Origin of the sequence: Terrabacter sp. GCM10028922 (genome assembly GCF_042666095.1) — a bacterium.
Taxonomy (GTDB): domain Bacteria; phylum Actinomycetota; class Actinomycetes; order Actinomycetales; family Dermatophilaceae; genus Terrabacter.
Genome location: NZ_JBHTFG010000036.1, coordinates 25,549 through 41,200, shown reverse-complemented (window position 1 = coordinate 41,200; position 15,652 = coordinate 25,549). Strand labels below are relative to the sequence as shown.

The 15,652-nt window shown below is 70.5% G+C and carries 19 protein-coding genes; 16 read left to right on the top strand and 3 right to left on the bottom strand.

All coding sequences use genetic code 11. The features are described 5' to 3' along the window. The first annotated feature begins 13 nt into the window (after positions 1 to 13). Both map and ACFQU3_RS22765 read left to right on the top strand, forming a co-directional pair. Entirely contained in the window at positions 14 to 868 is an 855-nt protein-coding gene (gene map, locus ACFQU3_RS22770; RefSeq protein WP_385914084.1) for a type I methionyl aminopeptidase, read from the top strand. A gap of 55 nt (positions 869 to 923) precedes the next feature. Further along, on the top strand, positions 924 to 2,372 hold the full coding sequence (locus ACFQU3_RS22765) for a serine hydrolase domain-containing protein (RefSeq protein ID WP_385914082.1): 1,449 nt from the start codon (positions 924 to 926) through the stop codon (positions 2,370 to 2,372). Between the two features lie 15 nt (positions 2,373 to 2,387). Here the strand turns inward: ACFQU3_RS22765 and ACFQU3_RS22760 are convergent, their stop codons facing one another. Both ACFQU3_RS22760 and ACFQU3_RS22755 read right to left on the bottom strand, forming a co-directional pair. Next, complete coding sequence (locus tag ACFQU3_RS22760; protein WP_385914080.1) at positions 2,388 to 3,107, bottom strand: hypothetical protein; 720 nt, start codon at positions 3,105 to 3,107, stop codon at positions 2,388 to 2,390. 81 nt (positions 3,108 to 3,188) lie between these two features. Further along, a complete protein-coding gene (locus ACFQU3_RS22755) occupies positions 3,189 to 3,404 on the bottom strand; it encodes a hypothetical protein (RefSeq protein WP_385914078.1) in 216 nt (71 codons plus the stop codon). A 133-nt stretch (positions 3,405 to 3,537) separates the two neighbouring features. On the opposite strand from ACFQU3_RS22755, the gene ACFQU3_RS22750 reads away from it, so the two are divergent. The 8 genes from ACFQU3_RS22750 to rplQ all read left to right on the top strand — a co-directional run bounded on the left by ACFQU3_RS22750 (position 3,538) and on the right by rplQ (position 8,128). Then, positions 3,538 to 3,882 carry an iron chaperone gene (locus ACFQU3_RS22750; RefSeq protein WP_385914076.1) on the top strand — a complete coding sequence of 115 codons (345 nt, stop codon included), beginning with the start codon at positions 3,538 to 3,540 and terminating at the stop codon, positions 3,880 to 3,882. Between the two features lie 201 nt (positions 3,883 to 4,083). Continuing rightward, entirely contained in the window at positions 4,084 to 4,305 is a 222-nt protein-coding gene (gene infA / locus ACFQU3_RS22745) for a translation initiation factor IF-1 (protein ID WP_006946284.1), read from the top strand. A gap of 157 nt (positions 4,306 to 4,462) precedes the next feature. Then, a complete protein-coding gene (gene rpmJ, locus ACFQU3_RS22740; protein WP_006592630.1) occupies positions 4,463 to 4,576 on the top strand; it encodes a 50S ribosomal protein L36 in 114 nt (37 codons plus the stop codon). A gap of 222 nt (positions 4,577 to 4,798) precedes the next feature. Next, positions 4,799 to 5,173, top strand: a complete 375-nt coding sequence (gene rpsM / locus ACFQU3_RS22735; RefSeq protein WP_141823451.1) for a 30S ribosomal protein S13 — start codon at positions 4,799 to 4,801, stop codon at positions 5,171 to 5,173. Between the two features lie 56 nt (positions 5,174 to 5,229). Then, positions 5,230 to 5,625: a 30S ribosomal protein S11 gene (gene rpsK / locus ACFQU3_RS22730; RefSeq protein WP_188032296.1), complete on the top strand. Its 396-nt coding sequence runs from the start codon at positions 5,230 to 5,232 to the stop codon at positions 5,623 to 5,625. Positions 5,626 to 5,666: 41 nt separating this feature from the next. Then, on the top strand, positions 5,667 to 6,275 hold the full coding sequence (rpsD, locus tag ACFQU3_RS22725; RefSeq protein ID WP_385914070.1) for a 30S ribosomal protein S4: 609 nt from the start codon (positions 5,667 to 5,669) through the stop codon (positions 6,273 to 6,275). Between the two features lie 158 nt (positions 6,276 to 6,433). Further along, entirely contained in the window at positions 6,434 to 7,465 is a 1,032-nt protein-coding gene (locus tag ACFQU3_RS22720) for a DNA-directed RNA polymerase subunit alpha (RefSeq protein WP_188032294.1), read from the top strand. Positions 7,466 to 7,537: 72 nt separating this feature from the next. Continuing rightward, complete coding sequence (rplQ, locus tag ACFQU3_RS22715) at positions 7,538 to 8,128, top strand: 50S ribosomal protein L17 (protein ID WP_385914068.1); 591 nt, start codon at positions 7,538 to 7,540, stop codon at positions 8,126 to 8,128. A gap of 122 nt (positions 8,129 to 8,250) precedes the next feature. Here the strand turns inward: rplQ and ACFQU3_RS22710 are convergent, their stop codons facing one another. Beyond that, entirely contained in the window at positions 8,251 to 8,790 is a 540-nt protein-coding gene (locus ACFQU3_RS22710; RefSeq protein WP_385914066.1) for a hypothetical protein, read from the bottom strand. Between the two features lie 126 nt (positions 8,791 to 8,916). Here ACFQU3_RS22710 and truA point away from each other — a divergent pair, with 126 nt between their 5' ends. The 6 genes from truA to ACFQU3_RS22680 all read left to right on the top strand — a co-directional run bounded on the left by truA (position 8,917) and on the right by ACFQU3_RS22680 (position 15,652). After that, positions 8,917 to 9,774 (top strand): tRNA pseudouridine(38-40) synthase TruA, encoded by an 858-nt coding sequence (truA, locus tag ACFQU3_RS22705; RefSeq protein ID WP_385914064.1) that lies wholly within the window; start codon positions 8,917 to 8,919, stop codon positions 9,772 to 9,774. Between the two features lie 61 nt (positions 9,775 to 9,835). Continuing rightward, positions 9,836 to 10,450, top strand: a complete 615-nt coding sequence (locus tag ACFQU3_RS22700; RefSeq protein WP_385914062.1) for a hypothetical protein — start codon at positions 9,836 to 9,838, stop codon at positions 10,448 to 10,450. A gap of 16 nt (positions 10,451 to 10,466) precedes the next feature. Then, complete coding sequence (locus tag ACFQU3_RS22695; RefSeq protein ID WP_385914061.1) at positions 10,467 to 11,093, top strand: hypothetical protein; 627 nt, start codon at positions 10,467 to 10,469, stop codon at positions 11,091 to 11,093. Positions 11,094 to 11,183: 90 nt separating this feature from the next. After that, entirely contained in the window at positions 11,184 to 12,866 is a 1,683-nt protein-coding gene (locus ACFQU3_RS22690; protein WP_385914059.1) for an ABC-F family ATP-binding cassette domain-containing protein, read from the top strand. A gap of 65 nt (positions 12,867 to 12,931) precedes the next feature. Next, positions 12,932 to 13,984, top strand: coding sequence for a nitronate monooxygenase (locus ACFQU3_RS22685; RefSeq protein WP_385914057.1), 1,053 nt, complete (start codon positions 12,932 to 12,934; stop codon positions 13,982 to 13,984). A 147-nt stretch (positions 13,985 to 14,131) separates the two neighbouring features. Next, entirely contained in the window at positions 14,132 to 15,652 is a 1,521-nt protein-coding gene (locus ACFQU3_RS22680; protein WP_385914055.1) for an ABC transporter substrate-binding protein, read from the top strand.

The window sequence follows — 15,652 nt, the reverse complement described above, 5'->3', positions numbered from 1 at the left end:
GGACGTCAGCACCATGTTCGGACGCCGCAATCGGCTCCAGGGCCGCACCGACGAGCAGCTCCTCCTCATGCGTGAGGCGGGGCTGCTCGTCGGGCGCACGCTCGAGATGCTCGCGAGCGAGGTGCGACCTGGCGTCACGACGCTCGAGCTCGACCGCCTCGCCGAGGAGTTCATCCGCAGCAACGGCGGCATCCCGAACTTCCAGCTCGTCCCGGGTTACAGCCACACGCTCTGCACGAGCGTCAACGACGAGGTCGTCCACGGCATCCCCGGCCCGCGGGTCCTCGAGGTGGGCGACATCGTCTCCATCGACTGCGGCGCCGAGGTGTCGGGCTGGAACGGCGACGCGGCCTTCACCGCCGTCGTCGGAGGCCCCGAGGCAGGACGCCCTGAGGACCTGGCGCTCATCGCCGCCACCGAGGCGAGTCTCTACGCCGGCATCGCGGCGATGGAGGTAGCCGGCCGCCTGTATGCCGTCGGCGACGCCGTCGAGGCGAGCATCGAGGCCGCGGCCGAGCGCGACGGCCACGTCTACGGCGTCATCGACGAGTACGTCGGTCACGGCATCGGCACCCAGATGCACATGGACCCGCAGATCCCGAACTACGCCGTGCGCGAGACCGGGCCCAAGCTCGTCGCCGGCTTCACCGGCGCCATCGAGCCGATGATCACTCTCGGCTCCACCGACACGAAGGTGCTCGCCGACGACTGGACGGTCGTCACCGCCGACGGGTCGCGCGCCGCGCACTGGGAGCACTCCGTCGCGGTCCGCGAGGGCGGCCTGTGGATCCTCACCGCCATCGACGGCGGCAAGGCGGCCCTCGAGGCCAATGGCGCGGCATACGCCCCCCTCGACGCGTCCGGCTGACGCGCAGCTGACCGACTCCCCCACACGCGCCCGTCGGGCGCGTAGCCTCACGCTCGTGAGCCTTCCCCGAAGCACGCCGTCGGCGCAGGACGTTGACGCCGCCGGCCTCCTCGCGTTCGTCGACGCAGTCGAGCACGACCACCTCGGGCTGCACAGCCTCATGGTGGTCCGGCACGGTCACGTCGTGGCCGAGGGCTGGTGGAGGCCGTATTCCACCGACCGTGTCCACCTCGCGTACTCCCTCTCGAAGACGCTCACGGCGACGGCCGTCGGCTTCCTCGTTCAGGAAGGACGCCTCTCGCTCGACGACCGCGTGCTCGACCACTTCCCGGACCTCGACCGTGAGGCCGTCGCGCCCGGCTGGGAGGACGTCCGGGTGCGGCACTGCCTGTCCATGACCGTCGGTCACGAGCAGGACGCGTGGGGCCACGTGTTCGACCGGATGAGTGGCAGCGACTTCGGAGAGTCCCGCGACTGGGTGCCGCGCGTCTTCGCGACCGAGCCGACGCACGAGCCCGGCACGGTCTTCGCGTACAACCAGGTCGCGACCTACCTGCTCGCCGTCGTCGTGCGCGACCTGACGGGCGCCGGGATCGCCGACGTGCTGCGGCCGCGACTGCTCACGCCCCTGAGTTTGGCGCCCGACATCCCGTGGCATCGTGACCCGTTGGGTCGCGAGCTCGGTTTCACGGGAGCGCACCTCACGACCGAGGCCATCGCGTCCGTCGCCCAGCTCTACCTCGACCGCGGACGGTGGCAGGGCCACCAGCTGCTCTCGGAGACGTGGGTCGACGAGGCGACGCGCGCCTTCGGCCCGCGCAACGAGGACCCGGGCGCCGACGAGGACTGGACCCGTGGCTACGGCTACTCGTTCTGGATGCAGCGGTTCGGCTTCCGCGGCGACGGTGCCTACGGCCAGTTCCTCATCGTCCTGCCCGAGCACGACTCGGTCGTGGCGGTCACGGCCGAGCAGACGCGCATGCAGTCGACGCTCGACCTGCTGTGGGCCCACGTCGTCCCGGCCATCGGTGCGGGGTCTGCGTCGGACGCCGCGGACCACGAGCTGGCCGAGCGTCTCGCGGGGCTCGAGATCCCGGCGATGTGGGGCGACGCGCTCGGCCCCGAGTACGCCGAGTTCAACCGCTCCGACGCCTCGGACCTCTCGTCCGACTACACCGCCGTCTCGGTGACCCGCGACGGAGCCGAGTACGTGCTCGGCCTCGCCCGCCGAGGCGAGTGGGTACGCGTTCCGGTCGGGGTCGGCGCGTGGCGCGAGGGTGAGCTCGTGGCCGGGGGAGCGGTCCTGCCGGTCGTGGCGAGCGGGGGCTGGGTCGACGAGGACACCTTCCGCGCCGAGGTGATCGCGATCGAGACGCCGCACCGCATCCGCGTCGAGGCCCGCATGCGCAGCGCGGACGCAGACGTGACGTGGCGGATGGTGCCGCTCACGGGTTACGACCCCGTCTGGCTGGCAACTCGCTGGGAGCCGGTGCCCGCTCGCTGACTCTTGTCGGATGCCCTAGCGTCCGAGGGTGCCGGCGCGCCCGCCGACGTGCACGACGAGGCGCTCGGCGACGACGCGGGCGTTGGCCTGCAGCACGTCGAGGGGCACACGCGGGAGGTTCTCCTCCCAGTCGATGAGGGGCGAGCCGCGGAACTGCAGGATGCGCGCCGGCCGCCCGAGGAAGAACAGGTGGGCGTGCGCGCCGCCGTCGCCGTACTTCGCGAGCTGGAACCGGCCGACCGAGGGGACGTGCTCGACGGCGTCCCCGATGGCCACGATGAGCTGACCCATCTCGGCCGCGAGCGCGGTCGGTAGGCTCGGCACGTCGTGGTGCTCGACGGGCGAGAGCATGAGCATGACCGGCAGCCCGGTCTTCCGGCTGAGCGTGAGACGCCAGCGCGGGTTGCTCCACACGAGCGTCCCGTCGTCCTCGCCCGGCCCCTGAGCGCACGCGCAGTCGGAGCTCGACTCGCCCCGCCGCGGCGGCTCCGCATCGGCGAGCGGCTGGATCGGCTTGAGCTGCAAGGAGCTCGGCTCATAGGGGTAGATGTCCCACCCGGGCATCTCCTCGACGGCCACGGGGAGGCGGCCGTCGTGGCCGGTCGCGGCGACGATCCTCGCGTAGTAGTCCTCGACGCTCTCGGCCTCGGCCGGTGGTGCGCTGACCGTGTCGGTGCGGTCCGGGGGAGCGTCGGGGGTGGACGGGGGAGACGGGGCGGCGCCGGGCTCGGTCACCCGGCCAGTATGCCGCGCCACCCCACGCGTAGCGCGCGGACCTCGGGCGGAGACGTCACCCGGAGACGCCGCCCTGGGACGTCACTGCGAGGGCTGGGGCGCCGAGCAGCCGATGCGCGGGTTGACGCCGACGTAGTTGAGCGGCCCGGCGACGATCGTCACGGCGATCGTCGCGAGGCGGCTGCAGCTCGGGTCGGACGACCCGAAGTAGCCGCGTTGGAACCCGGCGACGACACCGATGAGGAGCCACAGGAGCACGACGATCGTGACGATCCCGTTCCGGCTGCGAACGATCATGGCTGGCCTTCCGTGCACGGGCCGCCTGGCGGACAGCAGGAGGAGGAGTCGTCGAAACGGCACACTGGGACTACTGAGCACGTACCCATCTCGTACGTCGCCACGAACACGCCAACGATGGGAGCATCGGCGCATGGGGACGATCGGGGAGTACCTGGCGGGCTTGGCGCCCGAGCAGCGCGACGCCCTGCAACGGGTCGTCGACGTGGCGGTTCGCGCGGCGCCCGACGCGGAGGAGGGCACGAGCTACGGCATGCCGGCGCTGCGGCTGGGCGGCCGGCCCCTGCTCGGCATCACGGCCGCGGCCAAGCACCTGTCGGTGTTTCCCTTCAGCCCCGCGGTCGTGGAGGCCGTGACCCCCGACCTCGAGGGTTTCTCGTTCAGCAAGGGCACGATCCGTTTCACCGTCGAACGGCCGATCCCCGATGCTGTCGTCGAGCGGCTCGTCGAGCTGCGGCGTGCCGAGCTCGACGCCTGACCGCGACGGCTGACCCGGACGCTGCGGGGGAGCGATCGGGCGCCCGGCGTCGATTTCGGGAACCGCGCGATCTGGCGTAGTCTTGTGCGTTGGGTGTCGTGTGCCTCGACGCCCGACTTTTGCCTGTGCCCCGTGCACGGCACCAGGCACGCCCCAAGGCCGGCTCAGTCCGGGTCGGCCACCAACAGATAGACGGAGGATATGGCCAAGAAGGACGGTGTCATCGAGATCGAGGGCACGATCGTCGAGGCTCTCCCGAACGCGATGTTCCGGGTGGAGCTGACCAACGGTCACAAGGTGCTCGCCCACATCTCGGGCAAGATGCGCCAGCACTACATCAGGATCCTCCCCGAGGACCGCGTGGTGGTGGAGCTCTCGCCCTATGACCTGACCCGCGGTCGGATCGTCTTCCGCTACCGCTGAGCACCAGGGTCGGCCGGCACGAGTCCGCGAGAGCGAGCGCGTCCGGCCGGGACGAGTGCGAGGCACCAACTCCCGACACACCACCAAGCGCCTGGTCGACACGAGCCCGCCCGCGGGCCCGCGAAGCTCAGGCGCGTGATCTGAAGACAGCAGGCAGATGAAGGTTCAGCCGAGCGTCAAGAAGATCTGCGACAAGTGCAAGGTGATCCGCCGCAACGGTCGGGTCATGGTGATCTGCGAGAACCTGCGCCACAAGCAGCGCCAGGGCTGAGCAGAGCCACCACCCTCGCCGTCGACAGACTTCGACAGCACGCAAAGAAATTGAATAAAGCAGCACCCGGCCCCTGATGACCGACCGTCGTGTCGGCGCAGGACGTCACCCCCGGCACGGAGGCCGGGGACCGGTGGCCCGTCCTTCTGAGTGGCGGGCCCAGACCCCGGACCGGTGCCTGCTCCAGACCTCCGCGAAACAGAATCCAGGAGAACCACCAACATGGCTCGTCTTGTTGGAGTCGACCTTCCGCGCGACAAGCGCGTCGAGGTCGCACTGACCTACATCTTCGGTGTCGGTCGCACCCGTTCCAAGGAGGCGCTGGTTGCCACCGGCGTCGACCCCAACACCCGCGTCAAGGACCTCGGTGAGACCGAGCTCGTTGCGCTTCGTGACTTCCTCGAGGGCAACTACCGCCTCGAGGGTGACCTTCGCCGTGAGGTGCAGGCCGACATCCGCCGCAAGGTCGAGATCGGTTCCTACGAAGGCCTTCGTCACCGTCGTGGTCTGCCCGTGCGCGGTCAGCGCACCAAGACCAACGCGCGCACCCGCAAGGGCCCGAAGCGCACCGTGGCCGGCAAGAAGAAGGCCAAGTGACGCTGATCGCCTCGCGATCACGTCTCACCGACATTCAGTTCTGACGTAGGAGAAACATGCCTCCCAAGGCTCGTGCGACGAAGGTTCGTCGCAAGGAGAAGAAGAACGTCGCCCACGGGCACGCTCACATCAAGAGCACGTTCAACAACACCATCATCTCGATCACGGACCCCACGGGTGCTGTGATCGCGTGGGCCTCTGCCGGCCAGGTCGGCTTCAAGGGCTCGCGCAAGTCCACCCCGTTCGCTGCCCAGATGGCGGCCGAGGCTGCGGCCCGCCGCGCGATGGAGCACGGCATGCGCAAGGTCGACGTCTTCGTGAAGGGCCCGGGCTCGGGTCGCGAGACGGCGATCCGTTCGCTCACCGCCACCGGCCTCGAGGTCGGCGCGATCAGCGACGTCACGCCCACGCCGCACAACGGTGTCCGCCCGCCCAAGCGCCGTCGCGTTTGATTTCGGCGACGAAGATACAGCGCGAGAGAGACCGATAAATTATGGCTCGTTACACCGGCCCGATCACCAAGAAGTCCCGCCGCCTCAAGATGGACCTCGTCGGCGGCGACAAGAACTTCGAGCTCCGTCCCTTCCCGCCCGGCCAGCACGGCCGTCGCCGGATCCAGGAGAAGGAGTACCTCACCCAGCTCCAGGAGAAGCAGCGCGCCCGCTTCACCTACGGCGTCATGGAGAAGCAGTTCGTCCGGTACTACAAGGAGGCGGCCCGCCGCCCCGGCAAGACCGGTGAGAACCTGCTCCAGATCCTCGAGTCGCGTCTCGACAACGTGGTCTACCGCGCAGGCCTGGCCCGCACGCGTCGCCACGCCCGTCAGCTCGTGACCCACGGTCACTTCGAGGTCAACGGCGTGCGCGTCGACGTCCCGAGCTACCGCGTCGAGCAGTACGACATCATCACGGTCCGCAAGCAGTCGGTCGAGACCTTCCCGTTCGAGCTGGCCCGCCAGACGTTCGGCGAGCGTCCCGTCCCGGCCTGGATGCAGGTCGTCGACGGATCGCTGCAGGTCCTCATCCACCAGCTCCCGGTGCGTGCGCAGATCGACTCGCAGCTCACCGAGCAGCTCATCGTCGAGCTCTACTCGAAGAACTGATGCACGACGGCGTATGCCGTCCGGCCCGGCCGGACGGCACACGCCGGGATTGCGCGTGGGGTCGGCTCGCAGACAGAGCCGAGCCGGCCCGCCCGGATCGCGACCGGGCAGTTTCACGAGGCGTCATATGGCGGTCGCCCGTGGGAAGGAACTGAACAGTGCTCATCGCACAGCGTCCCGTGCTCTCCGAAGAGGTCGTGGTCGACAACCGCAGCCGCTTCGCCATCGAGCCGCTCGAGCCCGGCTTCGGCTACACGCTCGGCAACTCCCTTCGCCGCACCCTGCTCTCGAGCATCCCGGGCGCGGCGGTCACCTCCATCCGCATCGACGGCGTGCTCCACGAGTTCACGACCGTTCCGGGCGTGAAGGAGGACGTCACCGAGATGATCCTCAACATCAAGGGCCTCGTCGTCTCCTCGGAGCACGACGAGCCGGTCGTCATGTACCTGCGCAAGCAGGGCCCGGGTGCGGTCACCGCCGCCGACATCACGCCGCCGGCTGGTGTCGAGGTGCACAACCCCGACCTGCACATCGCGACGCTCAACGACAAGGGCAAGCTCGAGATGGAGCTGACCGTCGAGCGTGGCCGCGGCTACGTCTCGGCCCAGCAGAACAAGTCCGGTGACCAGGAGATCGGCCGCATCCCGGTCGACTCGATCTACAGCCCGGTGCTCACCGTGACCTACAAGGTCGAGGCGACCCGAGTCGAGCAGCGCACCGACTTCGACAAGCTCATCGTCGACGTCGAGACGAAGAACTCGATGACCCCGCGCGACGCCATGGCCTCGGCCGGCAAGACGCTGGTCGAGCTCTTCGGCCTGGCCCGCGAGCTCAACGTCGAGGCCGAGGGCATCGACATGGGCCCGTCGCCGACGGACGCCGCGCTCGCCGCGGACCTCGCGCTGCCGATCGAGGACCTCGACCTGACGGTTCGTTCCTACAACTGCCTCAAGCGCGAGGGCATCCACACCGTGGGTGAGCTCGTGGGCCGCAGCGAGGCCGACCTCCTCGACATCCGCAACTTCGGTGCGAAGTCGATCGACGAGGTCAAGGCCAAGCTCGTCGGCATGGGTCTGGCCCTCAAGGACAGCCCGCCCGGGTTCGACCCCTCGGCCCTCGTCGACGGTTACGGCGAGGACGACTACAACGACGACGACGACCAGTCGTTCGTCGAGGACGAGCGTCTCTGACCAACCGCCTCGTGACCTAGCCCTCGGCGCACCGCTCGAGACGGCCTGGTCAGACTTCTAGGAGAAAACGAAATGCCCACCCCCACCAAGGGTCCCCGCGTCGGTGGCGGCCCCGCCCATGAGCGGCTGATCCTGGCCAACCTCGCGACGTCGCTCTTCGAGCACGACAAGATCACGACGACCGAGGCCAAGGCCAAGCGTCTGCGCCCGCTCGCCGAGCGTCTCATCACGTTCGCCAAGCGCGGTGACCTGCACGCCCGTCGTCGCGTCCTCACGGTCGTGCGCGACAAGGGCGTCGTGCACCGCCTCTTCGCCGAGATCGCCCCCGACATGGCGGCTCGCGAGGGTGGCTACACCCGCATCACGAAGATCGGTGCCCGCAAGGGTGACAACGCCCCCATGGTCGTCATCGAGCTCGTCCGCGAGCCGCTGTCGGCCAAGAAGGCGACGGTCAAGGAGGCCGAGGCCGCCACGAAGCGCGCTGCCAAGCAGAGCGAGGCGAAGCAGGCCGCAGCCGAGACGAAGGCCGCCGAGGACGCCGAGAAGGCCGAGGAGCCGACCGTCACCGAGGCGGCAGCCGAGGTCGAGGCCACCGAGGTCGAGGCCACCGAGGCGGAGGCCACGGAGGCCGCCGGCTCCGAGAAGGCCGACTCCGGCTCCTGAGTCCTGCTGCATGAGGCTGCACGCGCTGCAGTGACACGAGAGTGGCCACGCCCGTACGCCGGGCGTGGCCACTCGTGTGTCGGCTCAGTGGGGAGTGAGGTCGTGCGAGGCGGCCCGGCAGGTCACCACTGGTGCGCGACGTCGACGACGAGGCGGCGTCCCCCGTCCGCGTCGGCGAGCACGAACGCCCGCATGGGCAGGCGGGCCCGGACGCCGAGGCCGTAGTCGGTGTAACCCTCGAAGCTGCCGATGTTCTTCAGCTGCCGGAACGTGCGCCAGCCGGAGAAGGTCCTCGTGCTCATGCCGAGCGTCGACGGCGCGTTGACCGTGATCTGGATCTTCGCCCCACCGCTGACGGCGACGGGCATGCCGCTGCCGGGGGAGGTCACGGCACTGACGTAGCGCACGCTGTAGCCGAGCGTGCCCCGGCCGGGGTCGACGTCGAAGACGAGCCGGTCGAAGCACGTGTGCTGCCCGGCGCGGACACCGGTGACCTTGCCGGTCCACAGCAGGCCGGGGCTCGTGGCCTTGGCCGTGGAGCCCCAGGTGATGCCGCAGTACGGTGCGGCGGACGCGGCCCCGCTGGTTGAGGCGACGGCGGCAGGGGCGGCGAGCGCGGCCGCGACGAATGCGACGGCGGCCCGGCGTGTGATGGTGTTCATGGGGGTTCCCTTTCTGCGAGACCGGCACCGTGCTCGGCACTCACCGATAAGACGTGCACGGGTCCGAGCGGGTTGACGGCCGGCTGATACGGGTCCCGGGGGGGGGGGCGGTTAGGCTCGGACGCCATGAGCGAGTCGAGCGGGTCCACGCTGCGCGTGCGCCTCGACCTCGCGTACGACGGGACGGCCTTCTCCGGCTGGGCGACCCAGCCGGGTCTGCGCACCGTGCAGGGCGAGCTGTCCGCGGCGCTCGCCACCGTGCTGCGCGCGCCCCAGCCCGTGCAGCTCACGGTCGCCGGGCGTACCGACGCGGGCGTGCACGCACGCGGGCAGGTCGCGCACCTCGACGTGGACCGTGCCGCATGGGACGCCCTCCCGGGGCGCTCCGACCGGGAGCCGGGGGAGGCGCTCGTGAGCCGGCTCGCCGGAGTGTTGCCGAGCGATGTCGTCGTGAGTCGCGCCGAGCCGGCGCCGGATGGCTTCGACGCCCGGTTCTCGGCTCTCGAACGCCGGTACCTCTACCGCATCGCCGATCCCGGCGCGGAGCGGGATCCGCTGCGGCGCAACGACACCGTCTGGTGGCGAAAGTCGCTCGACGTCCATGCCATGGACGAGGCGTCGCAGGCGCTCGTGGGGCTGCGCGACTTCGCGGCGTTCTGCAAGCAGCGCGAGGGCGCGACGACGATCCGCACGTTGCTCGACTACTCGTGGCGACGCCTGCCTGACGGTGTGCTCGTCTCCACGGTCCGGGCCGACGCGTTCTGCCACTCCATGGTGCGCTCGCTCGTCGGCGCCGTCGTGCCCGTGGGGGAAGGGCGCCGGCGGCCGGAGTGGCCGCGGGACCTGCAGGCACGGGCGGTGCGGGCCTCGGAGATCCATGTCATGCCCGCCCACGGCCTGAGCCTGGAGGAGGTCGTGTACCCGGCCGAGGCCGACCTCGCGGACAGGGCCCTCGCCACGCGAGCCCGGCGCGAGCACTCCTGAGGATGTCTCGGGCGCCAGACCGGACCGGCGCCCGATCACGACCTGTGGTTGGATCGAGCGCATGATTTCGCGCCCGAGCCGTGCCGTCTCGGTCGGTGTCCTGACCTGTGCGCTCGTTCTGACGGGCTGTTCCCAGGGCTCGCAGGGCTCGCCGACGGGCGCGGCCTCGAGCCCGTCGAGCGTGTCGGCGACGACACCGGGGGCCTCCGCGTCGACGACCACGGCAGCCGGCGACGAGGTCCAGGGCCGTTCCGGCGCCTTCGCGGTCGTGCCCCCGGAGGGGTGGGTCGAGGCGACGGACCAGGCCAAGGGCGTCGCCAACGTCGATCTCGTGCTGCTCTCGTCGAAGAAGACCGACAGCTTTGCCAACAACCTCGTCGTCATCTCCACCGACGGCGACCAGTCGCTCCTGGAGGACGAGCTCGCCAAGGGCAAGGAGCAGATGGGCGCCGCCGGGCGCACCGTCTCGGACGCACCCGGCAAGACGGTCGCCGGCGTTCCGGCCATGGGCTTCACGACGACGTATGAGCAGCAGGGCCTCAAGGTCCTGGCCCGGTCCTACGCCGTGCAGCGTGCTGGAAAGGTCTACCTGCTCACCCTCAGCTCGTCGCAGAGCGACTCGAGCCACGCCATGGCAGAGCTCGACGAGCTCCTGTCGACCTGGACGTGGACGTAGCCGTATGCCGGTGCGCGTGACGACATCGGTGGTGGCGCTTCTCCCGGCGCTCGCCCTGGTCGCCGCGGGGCTGGCCGGGTGCTCCGGCGACCCGGCGGCCAGCGTCCCCACGCCGACCGACACGGGCGTCGTGCACCTGTCGACCTCGGCACCTCCCACGACCGACAGCGCGGGTCACCGCATCCAGCAGCTCCCGGCGCCGACGACGCAGGTCGCCTTGAGCGCGGACCGCGTGCGCGGCGCCGACTACAGCTACCTGGCGCCGGTCGGCTGGAGCCGCGCCGACCGTGACCTCGACCCACCGCCCGACACGCTCATCAAGCCGGACGACGACGAGGTGCCGGCCTTCATCGCCGTCGAGCGCCCGATCGAGGTCGGCTCGCACAGCCTGGTCGAGGTCGTCGACGGCCTGCGCAAGGGCTTCGAGGGCAAGGGCCTGACGCCGATGGCTGCGCCCGAGCGCGACGTCGCAGGGTACGAGGCGATGGGCATCGTCGTCGACCAGGCCGAGGACGTGCGTCACGTCTACTACGTCGTCGCGTACACCGAGAAGGTCTTCGCGATCCGCCTCACGTACGACCCGGCGCACCCCGAGTCGCTCGACGTCTTCCGTGCCGTCCTCGACTCGTGGTCCTGGGGCTGAGGGGGCTTGACCCTTGCCCGCGCGGAAAGGCGAGGGCACCGTCGCTTATCCGCGTGACGCAGCGACCGGCATACGTCAGGCTTGACCCTCGTGGGCCATGTCGACGTCAACTCCGTCTCCTTCAGCCTGCCCGACGGCAGGCCGCTGCTGGGCGGCGTGTCGGTGCGGGTGGGGGAGGGTGCCAAGGTGGCGCTCATCGGGCCCAACGGCACGGGCAAGACCACGCTGACGCGCATCATCGCCGGTGACCTCGCGGCTCACGAGGGGGCAGTCACGCGCTCGGGTGGGCTCGGCGTCATGCGCCAGTTCATCGGCAAGGTGCGCGACGACACGACGGTGCGTGACCTGCTCGTCTCGGTGGCGCCCGAGCGCATCCGGTCTGCCGCGGAGGAGGTCGACCGCACCGAGCTGCTCATGATGGAGCGCGACTCCGAGGCCGACCAGATGGCGTACGCCCACGCTCTCGTCGAGTGGGGCGAGGCAGGCGGCTACGAGCAGGAGACGGTGTGGGACCAGTGCACCGTCGCGGCGCTCGGCATCGCGTACGAGAAGGCGCAGTGGCGCAAGGTCACGACGCTCTCCGGCGGTGAGCAGAAGCGGCTCGTCCTCGAGGCGTTGCTGCGCGGGCCGGAGGAGGTGCTGCTGCTCGACGAGCCGGACAACTACCTCGACGTGCCGACGAAGCGCTGGCTCGAGCAGGCGCTGGTGGAGTCGCCGAAGACCGTCCTCTTCATCAGCCACGACCGCGAGCTGCTCGAGCGCGTCGCGACCCGCATCGCCACGCTCGAGCCCGGTGCCGCCGGTGCCACCCTCTGGGTGCACCCGGGGCGCTTCTCGACGTATGCCGCGGCGCGGGCCGACCGCAATGCGCGCCTCGAGGAGCTGCGCCGGCGCTGGGACGAGGAGCACGTCAAGCTCAAGACGCTCGTGCAGACGCTCAAGGTCAAGGCCAAGTACAACGACGGCATGGCGTCGCGCTACCAGGCCGCCCAGACGCGCCTCGCCAAGTTCGAGCAGGCCGGGCCGCCGGAGGAGACGCCGATGCTCCAGAAGGTGACGATGCGCCTCTCGGGGGGCCGCACGGCCAAACGCGCCATCGTCGCGACGGGCCTCGAGCTGACCGGCCTGATGAAGCCGTTCGACCTCGAGGTCTGGTACGGCGAGCGCGTCGCGATCCTCGGCAGCAACGGCTCCGGCAAGTCACACTTCCTGCGACTGCTGGCGTGCGGCGGGACAGACCCGGAGCGCGAGCACCAGCCCGTAGGTGACGTGCAGCCCGTGCACGTTGAGCACAGCGGCGTCGTGCGGCTCGGCTCGCGCGTGCGGCCCGGGTGGTTCGCGCAGACGCACGAACACCCGTCGCTCGTCGGTCGCACGCTGCTCGAGATCCTGCACCGCGGCGACGAGCACCGGGCCGGCAAGCCCCGTGAGGAGGCGGCGCGTGCGCTTGACCGCTACGAGCTCGCGCGGTCGGGCGAGCAACGCTTCGAGTCGCTGTCGGGTGGGCAGCAGGCCCGCTTCCAGATCCTGCTGCTCGAGCTGTCGGGCGCGACGATGCTGCTGCTCGACGAGCCGACCGACAACCTCGACCTCCAGTCGGCCGAGGCGCTCGAGGAGGGGCTCGACCGCTTCGAGGGCACGGTGGTGGCCGTGACGCACGACCGGTGGTTCGCACGCGGGTTCGACCGCTTCCTCGTCTTCGGCGCGGACGGGCGGGTCTACGAGTCGACCGAGCCGGTGTGGGACGAGGGCCGAGTCGTCCGTCCGCGCTGACGGCGGCGGAGGCGGCCTCCCGACGTCCTCCCACCGTCGGCGGGGGCACGGAGTAGCGTCGAGGCATGCTGCTGCGCGAGCTGGAGACAGGAGTCGTCGGTGCGCCGATGGCGGGCGGACCGACCACGCCCGAGCTCGTGGCGGCCGTCGGCGACGCGGGCGGGCTCGGCTTCCTCGCGGCGGGGTACCTCACCGCGGGCCAGCTGGCTGCGGCGATCGCCGAGGTCTGGGACGCCACGTCGCGACCCTTCGGCGTCAACCTCTTCGTGCCCGAGACGGCCAACACCTATGCCGCGGGGCCGGGGGCGCTCACCGGCCAGGACCGTGCGGTCGCCGTGGCGGCCTATCGCGACGCCCTGACCGTCGACGCGCAGGCGCTCGGCGTCGAACCCGGCGAGCCCCGTCCCGGTGACGACGACGACTGGGAACGCAAGGTCGACCTCGTCGTGCGCGAACACGTCCCGGTCGTGTCGTTCACCTTCGGCCTCCCCGGGCCGGCGGTCCTCGGCGAGCTGCGCCGGTCGGGCACGGCCACGGTGGCGACCGTGACCGACCTCGAGGAGGCCCGGGCAGCGCTGGACGCGGGCGTCGACGGTCTGTGCGTCCAGGGGCCCGACGGGGGAGGCCACCGCGGCACCCTCGACGCGGCCAAGCAGCCCTCCGATGTCGACCTCGTCGACCTCGTGGCCGCGGTACGCGCCGAGACCGACGTCCCGGTCGTCGCGGCGGGCGGTGTCGCCGACGCCGAGCGCGCCGCTGCCGTCCGCGCCGCCGGCGCCGACGCCGTGCAGATCGGTACGGCCCTGCTGCTCACACCCGAGGCAGGCACGGGCCTTGCGTACCGACGCGCGCTCGGCGACCCGGCCTTCACGGACACAGCAGTGACCCGCGCCTACTCGGGACGCCTTGCCCGTGGGCTCGAGACGGAGTTCCTCAGGCGGCACGACGCGCATGCGCCGGCGGCCTACCCGGAGGTCCACCACCTGACCGTGCCGTTGCGGCGGGCCGCGGCTCGCGCCGAACGGCCCGACCTGCTCGCCCTCTGGGCCGGCACGGGGTGGCAGTCCGCGCGAGCGGTGCCGGCTGCCACGGTCGTCGCCGCGTTCGCGACCCGCTGACCCGCACCAGAACCCAGCACGGGACCGGCTGCAGGGGGCAGCGTAGGTAAGGCTATCCTAAGAAGTCGTTACCTACCCAAGCCCTCGTGTCGGGGCCATCACAGCAGGCGGTCACCCTTGCGTACTCCCAGCCGGTCCAGAGCCGCAATGGGGCTTGCGGCCCTCCTCACCCTCACCGGGTGCGGTCTGAGCGGGGGCCAGACCGGCGCCACGAGCACGGTGGCAGACCGTGGACAGCGCATCGTCGTCGACAACTTCCGCGCTCCTGTAGCCGGCTGGGCGCTGGAGTCCGACGCGGCCTACATCCTGTCGCTGTCCGGTTGCCTCGAGACGCTGACCAAGTACGACCAGGCCCGGGGCAAGGTCGTCCCGTTCCTGGCAACCGAGTGGAAGCAGGTCTCACCGCTTCGGTGGGACTTCACCATCCGCGAGGGCGTGACGTTCCAGGACGGCAGCCCCCTCACCGCGGAAGCCGTGGCGGATGCCCTCAGCTCCGTGCTCGAGAGCACGGTGCCGGCCAGGGCGTTCAGCCCGAGCGTCGTCAGTGCCGTCCAGGCTGCTGACGCCAAGACCGTCCGCGTCACCACTCCCGTGGAGGACCCGCTGGTTCCCTTCCGTCTCGCGAGCGTCAACACGGGCATCCTCGCGCCGGCTGCCTACCAGGGCGCCACGATCGACCCGTTCGGCCACTGCACCGGGCCGTTCGTGCCCGTCTCGGAGAAGGCGAAGCAGTCGCTGACGCTGGACCGCAACGAGAACTACTGGGGCGGTGACGTCCAGCTCGCCGGAGCCGAGGTCCGCTTCATCACCAACGGCGCCACCCGCGCCGCCCAGGTCCAGACGGGCGAGGCGGACATCTCCCTGTCGATCCCAGCCTCTGCGTTGTCCTCGCTCCAGAACGCCCCCGGGGTCACCGTGCTCAAGGCTGACTCTCCGCGTACCGCCACGCTGTACCTGAACAACGGCCGCGCTCCCTTCGACGACGTGGACTTCCGCAAGGCCCTTCGGTCGGCGCTGGACGTGAAGGCCCTGGCCGCCGGCGTGTACGAGGGTGCGGCGTTGCCGGCAGCGGGGCCGTTCGCCCCGTCCGAGCAGTGGGCGTCCGACAAGGCCGGCTCCCCGCAGCAGGACGTCGCCGCGGCAAAGAAGCTTCTCGCCGCTGCCGCATACACGCCCGACAGGCCGCTGGAGATCATCGCCATCGTCGAGCGGGCAGAGTTCGCCGACGTCGCGACCGTGATCCAGGCCAACCTGAAGAGCATCGGCGTTCCCGTCACCATCAAGGCCAAGGAGTACGCCTCGGCCGAACCGGACGTGCTGGCCGGCAACTACGACATGATCCTCAGCCAGCGCAACCGGCTCATCGACATCGCCGACCCGATCGGCTTCCTGACTGCCGACTACACCTGCAAGGGGACCTACAACCTCAGCCACTTCTGCAACAAGGAGTACGACGCCATCCTCGCCAAGGCCGCCCAGACGTCCGGCACCGAAGAGCGGTACGGGCTGTACACCCGGGCCGGCGAGATCCTCGATTCGCAGGCGGTCAACCTCTGGCTGGTCAACGAGCAGGCGACCGATGCCGTCCGCAGCAACGTCCTGTCCTACCTCCAGGACCCGTTGTCGCGTTACGTCCTGACCGCGCAGACAGCGAAGTCCGGCTCCTAG

Excerpts from the sequence above, each read along its gene's own strand:
- ACFQU3_RS22710 (WP_385914066.1), bottom strand. The coding sequence starts at position 8,790 with ATGAACACCATCACACGCCGGGCCGCCGTCGCATTCGTCGCGGCCGCG.
- rpsM (WP_141823451.1), top strand. The coding sequence starts at position 4,799 with ATGGCTCGTCTTGTTGGAGTCGACCTTCCGCGCGACAAGCGCGTCGAG.
- rpmJ (WP_006592630.1), top strand. The coding sequence starts at position 4,463 with ATGAAGGTTCAGCCGAGCGTCAAGAAGATCTGCGACAAGTGCAAGGTG.
- infA (WP_006946284.1), top strand. The coding sequence starts at position 4,084 with ATGGCCAAGAAGGACGGTGTCATCGAGATCGAGGGCACGATCGTCGAG.
- ACFQU3_RS22755 (WP_385914078.1), bottom strand. The coding sequence starts at position 3,404 with ATGATCGTTCGCAGCCGGAACGGGATCGTCACGATCGTCGTGCTCCTG.
- truA (WP_385914064.1), top strand. The coding sequence starts at position 8,917 with ATGAGCGAGTCGAGCGGGTCCACGCTGCGCGTGCGCCTCGACCTCGCG.
- ACFQU3_RS22680 (WP_385914055.1), top strand. The coding sequence starts at position 14,132 with ATGGGGCTTGCGGCCCTCCTCACCCTCACCGGGTGCGGTCTGAGCGGG.
- rpsD (WP_385914070.1), top strand. The coding sequence starts at position 5,667 with ATGGCTCGTTACACCGGCCCGATCACCAAGAAGTCCCGCCGCCTCAAG.
- ACFQU3_RS22750 (WP_385914076.1), top strand. The coding sequence starts at position 3,538 with ATGGGGACGATCGGGGAGTACCTGGCGGGCTTGGCGCCCGAGCAGCGC.
- rpsK (WP_188032296.1), top strand. The coding sequence starts at position 5,230 with ATGCCTCCCAAGGCTCGTGCGACGAAGGTTCGTCGCAAGGAGAAGAAG.
- map (WP_385914084.1), top strand. The coding sequence starts at position 14 with ATGTTCGGACGCCGCAATCGGCTCCAGGGCCGCACCGACGAGCAGCTC.
- rplQ (WP_385914068.1), top strand. The coding sequence starts at position 7,538 with ATGCCCACCCCCACCAAGGGTCCCCGCGTCGGTGGCGGCCCCGCCCAT.
- ACFQU3_RS22685 (WP_385914057.1), top strand. The coding sequence starts at position 12,932 with ATGCTGCTGCGCGAGCTGGAGACAGGAGTCGTCGGTGCGCCGATGGCG.
- ACFQU3_RS22700 (WP_385914062.1), top strand. The coding sequence starts at position 9,836 with ATGATTTCGCGCCCGAGCCGTGCCGTCTCGGTCGGTGTCCTGACCTGT.